General features: G+C 38.4%; 10 protein-coding genes. All 10 read left to right on the top strand.

Features of this window, described 5'->3' with window-relative positions; genetic code table 11:
- A partial coding sequence (locus JCM17102_RS31055; RefSeq protein WP_033887189.1) for a hypothetical protein occupies positions 1-199 on the top strand: 199 nt, incomplete at its 5' end.
- 226 nt (positions 200-425) lie between these two features.
- Complete coding sequence (locus JCM17102_RS20240; RefSeq protein WP_025076472.1) at positions 426-2387, top strand: hypothetical protein; 1962 nt, start codon at positions 426-428, stop codon at positions 2385-2387.
- A gap of 2 nt (positions 2388-2389) precedes the next feature.
- Positions 2390-3889, top strand: a complete 1500-nt coding sequence (locus tag JCM17102_RS29270) for a hypothetical protein (RefSeq protein WP_025076473.1) — start codon at positions 2390-2392, stop codon at positions 3887-3889.
- Between the two features lie 75 nt (positions 3890-3964).
- Entirely contained in the window at positions 3965-5542 is a 1578-nt protein-coding gene (locus tag JCM17102_RS25185; protein WP_051573040.1) for a hypothetical protein, read from the top strand.
- 5 nt (positions 5543-5547) lie between these two features.
- Positions 5548-6699 (top strand): hypothetical protein, encoded by a 1152-nt coding sequence (locus tag JCM17102_RS20255; protein ID WP_025076475.1) that lies wholly within the window; start codon positions 5548-5550, stop codon positions 6697-6699.
- 22 nt (positions 6700-6721) lie between these two features.
- Positions 6722-7015, top strand: coding sequence for a hypothetical protein (locus tag JCM17102_RS20260; protein ID WP_025076476.1), 294 nt, complete (start codon positions 6722-6724; stop codon positions 7013-7015).
- A complete protein-coding gene (locus JCM17102_RS20265; protein ID WP_025076477.1) occupies positions 6999-8051 on the top strand; it encodes a hypothetical protein in 1053 nt (350 codons plus the stop codon). Before JCM17102_RS20260 ends, JCM17102_RS20265 begins: the two co-directional genes overlap by 17 nt.
- A gap of 3 nt (positions 8052-8054) precedes the next feature.
- Entirely contained in the window at positions 8055-8336 is a 282-nt protein-coding gene (locus tag JCM17102_RS20270; RefSeq protein WP_025076478.1) for a hypothetical protein, read from the top strand.
- Positions 8336-8752, top strand: a complete 417-nt coding sequence (locus JCM17102_RS20275) for a hypothetical protein (RefSeq protein WP_025076479.1) — start codon at positions 8336-8338, stop codon at positions 8750-8752. Before JCM17102_RS20270 ends, JCM17102_RS20275 begins: the two co-directional genes overlap by 1 nt.
- Entirely contained in the window at positions 8689-9429 is a 741-nt protein-coding gene (locus JCM17102_RS20280; RefSeq protein WP_025076480.1) for a hypothetical protein, read from the top strand. Before JCM17102_RS20275 ends, JCM17102_RS20280 begins: the two co-directional genes overlap by 64 nt.
- Positions 9430-9632 lie beyond the last annotated feature (203 nt).

The following is a 9632-nucleotide window of genomic DNA, read 5'->3' on the forward strand; positions in this document are numbered from 1 at the left end:
CACCCCTGATTACGTCTATCCGGAGGATATGTTCTATATAGTGACACTTTATTATGAAAAATGGCGTGAAAAAAAATTAAAGTATCCATTTACTGCTATGATATATATTGTTGAGAAAACTCGTGAACCATATTTGATTAGACTTGGCTCTGAATATAATGGATATCATGACTTATTAAATCCAAATAGGAAAGAATAAGAAACATGTTTATGGCTTTAGTCAGAGAATTTAATGATATCTAAATATAGAACCATAATTTAGAAGAAAATAAAAAATATGTTTATTTTGATAGTAATATAATGTGCTGATAAATAAAGGATTAATAGTACAATTTGTAGAATGCTATTTTCAAGAATTTAGCCAATCGGAATACCGGTTGGCTTTTTCTTTATATTTGCCTGCAAACGTTCAAATAAGATTTAAAATGCTTTGCAAATACGTACTTACTATTGCCGGAGTTTCATATGATATCCCAATTTCTTGTTTAAAAAATTGGGATGAAGTCAATTATTCTTTTAAACGTTCGAATTTTGGTGGTGTAGTACGTACATTCACATCTAAATTTGAATTTATTGATTTTGCATATGATCTTCTACTTGAGGAATATTTGAAAAATGAATTTAATTCGATTGCTAGCATTACTGTATTTGGCATAGATAATAATCATACATATTCTAATCAACTATTCACCTGTCAATTGGATTTCAGTACGTTCTCCTATGACGGATATGTTGTGTCTGTAAATTCCATAGATGATAGTATTGACAGCCTATTGAAGGCAAGGAAATCTACTCAATATGAGATTCCTGTATCTGAGGTTAAAAGCGATAAAGTATTGAACTATGATAGGATTTCAGTATTTAATTCTGTGAAATACTATCCCTACGACAAGGATTTTGGGAGTAAAGAGCCTGTTACACCTAAAAATGATGAAGTAGTAATAAACTACAATGGTCAGACTACAGGAAATACGATCGTATTTCCTCTACTTGACGGTGATAAATCGGAGGTATATAATAGTAATGTTATTACATTGCTTGATAACTTTGATCCTAGTAACTATGGAGGTTTAATAAAGTTCAATGCTACCACTGAAGTAGAAGTAAGAATGAATTTCCATGTTGTACGGAGTTCTATTAGTGCTTTTAGTATAAGGGTAGTAATTATAGAAGGACACGCTAATACTACTGTTGGTAGCTTTTATTCAGGTAACGGTAATGAGTTTGATGTAAATTGTACAGTAAAGGTCTCAAGCAGTTATGCTAGAGCTGGTAATTTACTAAAGATTGATTTTACCGCAGATCCATATACCAGCTCATATTTAAAGATAAGTAAGTTTAAGGAGTTTTCTATCAAGTATAGTTCAATTGATAAGCCGGTATCTGTCGATGTGATTCCTCCGATTAATCTTTTAAAAGGATTGATAAAGAGCATAAATACAGAAAAAAAAGAAATATTTTGTGAGATTGATTCAGGTGTCGATGAACGACTTGATATGGCTTTGATACTCGCAGCCGAAAGTGTGCGTGGAATACTTGAAGCTAAAATATATACTTCTTACAAAAAGTTTATGGACTGGATGGAATCAGAATTCGGATTTGTGCAGAAAATAGACGGTAACACTATTCGCTTTGTGCATAGGGATAGCCTGTTTACAAAGGATATTGTTAAAGAAATAGGTACCAATCACTCGAATTTTAGTTATTCAGTTGATGAGAGTAGGATTTATTCTACTGTTAGCGTAGGGTATGAGAAACAGGAATATGACAATATTAATGGTCGTGATGAATTTCGCTTCACTACAGAATATATATCTGGAATAAATGTCACTACCAATAAACTAGAGCTTATCAGTCCTTATCGTGCAGATGTATATGGTATCGAGTTCCTGGTTCAAGAAAGAGGTAAAGATACTACTGATAATAAGAGTGACAATGATGTGTTTTTTGTAGGTGCTAAATATGACTCTTCTACGGATAAATATGTTCTGGTTCGCAATGGATATACTGTTACCGGTGTTCTGAATTCTACAATGATGTTTAACTCAATGTATTGGCAGCGTGCTATGCTTGAAGCGAATAAGAAATTTTTAGGTGTTTTTGCCGGCAAACTAAAATTTGCTTCATCTGATGGAAATAGCGATGTAGCAGTGAATGATGTTGCATTAAAAGACGATTTTATAATAAATGAGAGACTTGCAACGTGTGGAATTGTGAGTGTTGAAACTTCTGAGTGTGATATCCCTAAAAATAGCGATAGTATTATAACAGTGGAAGAGGGGGGATATCTGTATGCTGGATATTATGAGAATGTAGATGTTTGTATTGGCAGGGCTGATGGCTCCAAGTATAAACTTATTGTCCAATCTGTTTCAAAGTGTGAATAATCATGTTACGAATAAGTCCATTTACCCCGCTATTCTTCAATCCATCTACTGACAGATATGGTATGTACAGCAGATATATTCAAAAGTTTGCTCCTACCGATCAGATTCTTATTGAGGTAATTACTGTTTCGGAGAAGAACGATTTATCAGGTTATGTCATTGATGCTTTGACAGATGTGAAATATCCTATTGCATGGAATATTTGGGCAATGAATGACACTACTACATTGTATTACCATACTTTGACAGGCTTGGACAATGGATATTATAAAGTAGAACTGAATGGAAATCTGAGTGAACTGTTTGAAGTAACAGATGATCAATCAAAACTAGCTCAAACTACCCTTGTACAGTATTCTATGAAAGATAATATGCAAAGAACAGATTGTGTCTTCATCATTGAAGGTAAACAATATCTTTTTGATTTTCGTGTTCCCGGTGGATTTAAGGATAGCGACTGGTCATTTGTTGTAGATAACGAACAATTTAAAACACCTGATGGCGATGTTATTGAACTATTTAGCTCTGAATCAACATTGAAGATCTTCACATTAGGAAATGCAGAAGGTTGCCCGGTATGGTATGCTGAACTATTAAATCGTATATTGAGCTGCAACTATGTTTTCTTTAACGGTAAGCGATTTGTAAGGAATGAAAGCAGTGTGCCTGAATTGAATCAAATCTTAGAAGGGTTGAACAGTTATGTATTTAAGATATCACTGCATGTCATATTCAATAATACTAAGATTAAGTTTGATAACCAATATGTAGATGGTACACCTAGTGGTGGGGAACAGGATAGTGCTTCCTTCAGACTTTCACGAAACATTCTTGTTACTGCTCCACAAACAGGATACATTAAAACTGGTGATATCCTTCCACAAGGAATGTCCTATGAGGACGTTTTTGTTGCTATGCTGGAAAAGCAATCTTCTGCTAGATTGACAGGTAGATTGTCTACAGCTAATGAGGTTGAATATGGAATGGCAAAAGGACATATTACTTATACTGCAAATCGCAATGGGCAGGGAGTTATGAAAAAATCATTTTATGACGGCTTGGAATCTAATAAACTTATTTTCTCGGAAGAATCCGGAGGGGTACAAACAGCTAAACGACAATTGACTGGTTTGTATTTACAAAACGAAACGTATACGGCAGAAGTGGTATATTCTGCAAGTTCTGACGGTCAATTGCCAGAATTGATATTAAGAGATTCTATTAGTGTGAATGTTCAGCGTAAATGGTTTGCTGGTATATGTAATACGGTTCCTGTTTCTTCTGCTGATGTGAGGGGATTGTTGAATAGTGGTTTGTATAGCGGTCCAGGCACTTATAAATTTTCTGTTGACCGATGGAAGATGATTGCCATTTGTATTCCATCAGGAACGATAAAAGATTTATCTCTGACTGCTTATCCTGGGAACTTCATAGAAGATACAGGGATTACTAGTGGGCCTATGCTATATCCGTTGAGGGTGCTAATGGTAGTGAAGCTATAGAGTATAAGATGTGGATTGTTAAGACTGGAGGATTTAATGATCCTGATATATTCACTATTAAGGTTGAATAAAAGAATGGTAAAGATAAATGGTAGCAGCTTTGCTCTGCAATATAAACGTACTACGAATCGCCCTATAGATTCTTCTGAGATGTTCTCTACTTTAGAGGATGCTGAAGCATATGCCCGTAATACTGATAAAGAAGAATACTTCCCTTATCCTTTACAGATTATCTCAGTAGAAAGCGAGGCTAAATTATATGTTTTGATTAATGATCCTGAGATTCCCACAACTGATAATCGTAAACACTACAAATTGTCTTTCTTGGCAACTGAAAAGGATTTTAGTACTAGTTTTTTAAGCAAACTTAACGATGATGAAGCTGCGGGACTAATTAAATTCCTGAGAGGTTTAATATCTTATGGTTTGATTCAAGCAAAAAGCGGCTTGGAAGTCGGCGAAGTCATGGATTCACTCACAGCAGGTATGGGCATACTGCTAAAAGATGGTAGAATTCAGGCTGACCGCATGGAGTTGCGGCATTCGCTGACAATCCAAGAGCTTATCTTCAATCGTCTTTTAGCTATGGAGAGTGATTATTCATTCTCCGAATCCGGCAGGATTGAGAGTGTGGAACTGTTGGAAGACGGTACCTACCTCTTAACTCTTCGTAAGCAGTGGGAAAATGATTTTACCGCATTATCCGAAAATGATATCGTATATGGTATGGTAAATAACCTCGCATCAGGCACCGGAGAATATTATACCTCTTGGATGCGTGTGCTACATGTAGATACGTCTGCTAACACAATCAATGTAGTTATATATCCTGATGCGGAGGTTCCTGGTGGTAGAAACTATCCTCCCGAAGAGTTGATGGTAATTACCCGTCGCGGTAATCCTGTGAATGAGGACCGTCAGTCGTATTGGTATCTTTCCAGTCGTGAGCATTGTATCTGTATGCTTGACGGTGTTACCAAGCCAATATTAGAAGAAAGTAACTACTCCATTATCGTAGGACGGTTGAAGCATCTTACCATATTCGACAATTTGCCTATAAACTACAGGCAGAGCTATATCTACTGCCGGGGTATCACCGCACAGGATTACTTTGAAGTAGATTATAAGGGCAATGTGGTCAGGCAAGAAAACAACCGGGGTAAGTGGAGTGCTTCTGAATCTGTAGATGCTCCATACCAGTCTGGTGACAAAATGTATGATGCTGTCTACCATTATGGCTGTAAATGGATGTGTCTGATAACCGGAACGACTGAAGAACCGAAATACGGAAGTGTCGGCTGGGCAATGCTTGAAGGAAATCCTGAATTTTCCATTGATATTGACAGTTCAAATGGTTGGTATTTCGATGCAGATAAATTTGAGACTACTCTGACAATATCCGGAAAGCTTTACAATCAGGATGTAACCTCTCATATCCTTGATGAAGACATAGAGTGGACACGTGATACGGGCAATGTGACGGAAGACAATGTCTGGGCGGTAGCACACGCGGAAGTAGGGAAAACATTACCATTGACACTCAATGATCTTGGCTCTGATTACATGATGCTTACCGGGTGTAAGTTTATAGCCAAGGCATTATTGCGTGACGGGCAAGATAATTATGAAACAATAAATTTTGTAACATTTTAAAGATTATGCAGTCGAAACAACGTAAAATATCAATCAATTATCCTCCGCTTCAGATTAGCGGTGATCTGGAAGTTGTTGGCAGCGTTCCGGATATGCAGGTTTACCAGGCTGACAAAAAGGAATATACTCCTGATTATACATTGACTCCTCTAACCCTGTTCCCGCGTTGTAATGCTACAGATCCTAATGCTCTGTCCAAGGTCGGTGCCGTTAATGCTTCACTTGTGAACATGAAGTGGTATGAACGGTTGAACGGTACAAGGACATTAATAACATCTGTCAATCCAAACTATGTCATTACTGAAACAGGAGCGCAGAAGGGGCAGATCCAGGTAAAGAAGAATGTATCAACCATTAGTCCGCTCACTCTTGAATTTTACGCAGAATATGTTGATGAGAAGCGTACCGGGCAGACACATATATTTCAGTTCAGCCGCTTGATACGGGCGATAGATGGAACTGAAGCTGTTCCCGTCCTTATGCTTGATTCTCCCTCCGGGCTGGATTGGAACCCCTGCCGGGATATAGCCAACCAGGTTATTACTGCCCAATTAATGGTCGGGGATGAAGATGTGACCGCGACGGGGAAATGTAAATTCTTTTGGTTTCGTGTGCTTGAAGATGGCACTCTTGAACAGATTATTGATGGGAATGGTGATAATGATTGGGAATTTGTTTCATTAAACAAACATGTGCTGACCATCAATAGGGATATGATCGATACAGGTATGACCTATATCTGCAAAGCTTCGTACTCGGCAGATGGTACTCCCGCCAATGCTCCCGATGATACTGTCATACAAGTCTCCACCACCATACGGAGAAAAATCCCGGCCCTTGAGATCGATTGGAAAGGCGTTCCGACGCAGGTGTCAGACGGGACGAAAGTGATAAATCCCAGACCTATTATTCGTGATACGCTTGGAGACATCCCTAATCCTTCCGAACTGTTTAACTGCAAATGGTATACGAAGACCGGTGCAGGAAACTACACGCTTGCCGCCACCGGATATACACCTTCAATCCCCTTTACCGACGGCATGATGTTGAAGTTGGAGGTTGAAGACAGGGGACCTTTTGTTGCGGTAGTAACAGAGGATGGAAGTTATGTAGTGAGTGAGAATAATGAGTTCATTATTGTGAGGCAGAATGGATAAGTTTAATTTAAAATAAATAGTTATGGCATTTTATATCAAAGTAACAAAGCAAGTGGCGGATAAACTTGGATTAATTGAAATCCGCAATAAGACAGCTGACGGAAATGTCTTGCTATGGCAAGCGGATGTGGCGAAATTTGAAGGTGATATGGTTTTCGATCGTGCGAAAGCTGTAGGTGGGATATGTCTTACTCCGCAGGAAGCTAAAGCTGAGATTGATGGTCCCGAAAATCCTGTGGATGTGAATACTCCAGATGAATATAAAAGTGATGATGTAATAGACGGAGAGGAGGTAAGTAATGAGTGTAGCAAGTAAAGTCGGGCAAGTAACATTTTCGCAGAAATCCGGCGTGTACATGCCTGCTATCATGTGCGACAAGGGTGATCTCTATCAGGAATATGATGGTGAATCAAGTGCACCGGCTAATATTGCACCTGATTTTTCCATCCTGAAGCCTATATTATCCTATATCCTGACCTCATCTCGCGTTGCTGAAGGTATTGTTGTGCCTTCCTCGGTTAAATGGTACTTTAATGATGTGCTGCTTGCGTTTACTGGAAACGTCTCAACTAATATCTTAGGTGGTGAAACCGGGCATTTCAAGTTTGTACCTTATCAGGCCGGAGTAACCAATTACTACGGATTGCAAATACTGAAAAACCTGGTGAAAGCATCTGCGGGTGCAAGTTGTACTATTAAAGCAGTTGCTACAGTTACGACTGGCAATGTTTCCGACGAAATACAGTTTGTGTACTCTATCCCTATCACTAAAGGAGTAGGCAACCAGAAAGTTGTGACCATTGCTTCCGGCGATGACAAGTACTTTGCCATAAGGGAGAAAGGCGGAAGTGTCATACTGTCTGCCATTGCCAGAATGGGAGCTACTGATCTGACTGCCGGATTAACCTATAAATGGTATAAGATGGTAAACAGCGTATGGACTGCAATAAGCGGACAGACAAGCAAGAACCTGACGGTTACGGATAGTATGGTCGATACCACAGGGACATTTAAAGTGGAAGTGTACCAGAATAGCACCCTTATAGGCTTGGACACGCAGACTGTGATGGACCTGTCCGATCCTTACGATATTATCACTAATCCGGTTCCGGAAGATGAAACTATCGTTTCCGGATCGAATGGAACGGTTGTATATACGCCTATCCTGGTGAAACGTGGACAGAGTACCAAGGCGAAGGATATGACATTTTTCTTTACCTTCATGGATTCTGCAGGTGTGGTGCTTAACCCATCTACGGCAAATACTGCAGCAGCTTCGGGAACTTGTACGGAAGCTATGTGCCAACAGGCGGGTGGAAATGTTTCTTGGTTAATAACGACTAAAGACTGAGATATGGTATTGGCTAGCAAGACAGGTGAAGTAAGGTATAATCGGAAAGGAGATCCTGGAAAGGTGGGTCCATTGGTTTTTCCTGCAGGCGAATATATCGATTCTGAAACTTATACAAGGACTTCGCTGTCTGCCCCTGTAGTCCTTTGTGAAGGGGAATATTATGTCCTTGCCATTGAAGGGTCGGTAACAGGGGTTAATCCGAAAGATGATTATGCAACGAACGGAAGCAATGCGCATTGGATACGAATGAATAAGTTCCAGTATGCTTTCATTGAAGTCTGATGGCTAATTTTGCTAAATTAGGAAGCGCCGTCTTTTTGGAGGATTATATGATTAGCCAGAAAGGTACCGGCTATGATGGACTTCCAAGTACGGATTACAAGGATTTCAATACTGAGAGTTTTGCTTTCGGTTCCGGAAATTGGTTGGTTGAAAAGCCGTCGTCAATTACTACAGAGATAGTATTGATCTCGAATGAAAAAGAAATCAAGTTTACTTCCGGAGTTGATATAAATAAGGGCGAACACCTTATTGCTGTTCGCAAGAACGGCTCATATGGCAGACAGTTAAGATTTTCATATACGGGAAATCCTGCACATGCCAATTTAGGTATTATTATAAAGAAAATACCTATGTGGTTATTACTGCTGAAGGAACAAATGTCCCTCCTTGTGAGAATGGTTATATTCCTAATATAAAGGTATTCACACAGAATGATTCGGAAGTGAAAATTGTTCTGAAAAATGAAGATATTTTTACCCCACATATTGCTATAAACTGGAATACAGGTGAAGTAAAAGGCTATTTGGGAACATTCACAGGAGTAAATATCTTAAAAGCCAGGATTCAACAGTGCTTAATAGAGAATGTCTTTATCCAAGGCTCTGCTAAGTTTGTCAATATCGGGACGGAAGAAAGATTTCTCTTTAGCAATTTTGTTGTGTTTGACAATGATGTTACCGCTTCTCCTATATTGAAAGTTCCAACTACTGCAGTTGATGGAGGATTTGACCTTACATTGAATGCCCCGGTTGAATTTAAGTTGATGAATATTTCAAGTGCAGTGATTAATGTGATGTTCAAAAATACTTCTTCAAATGTCAGCCAATGTAAGGCTTACAGTAAATTTACGTGGGGAGGAACATTTTCGGCTGCCAGTTCCGAAACATTTGAATTCAATATGCTGAGTATCCCTAAAGGATGGTTAGCTAATCTGGTATTCATACCAACATCGAAGGGGGCTGGGGAGTATTTGGGTGATTGGTATTTGCTTGATTCGAATAAGTATCAGTTGTATTATCACCTAGGTGCTCCAAGTGAAAATTACAGGTATGAGATGGTGCCAATACTGCCTAATGCGGTACAAAATAAATAATTAAAGTATAAATTTAAAATTTTATCAAAATGAAAAAGATTATTTTGTTTAGTAACCTTAGAATAGATCGTTAGTTATTTAGTAATAAGATAAGAAATAGATATTATTGGGGATTGAATTAATTAATCTACAATATAATATGTTTACAAAATATAGATAAAAATAAAATGTTTAATCGGGGCTGTTTTTGATGTAAATCAAAC

Origin of the sequence: Bacteroides faecichinchillae JCM 17102, assembly GCF_000614145.1 — a bacterium.
GTDB lineage: Bacteria > Bacteroidota > Bacteroidia > Bacteroidales > Bacteroidaceae > Bacteroides > Bacteroides faecichinchillae.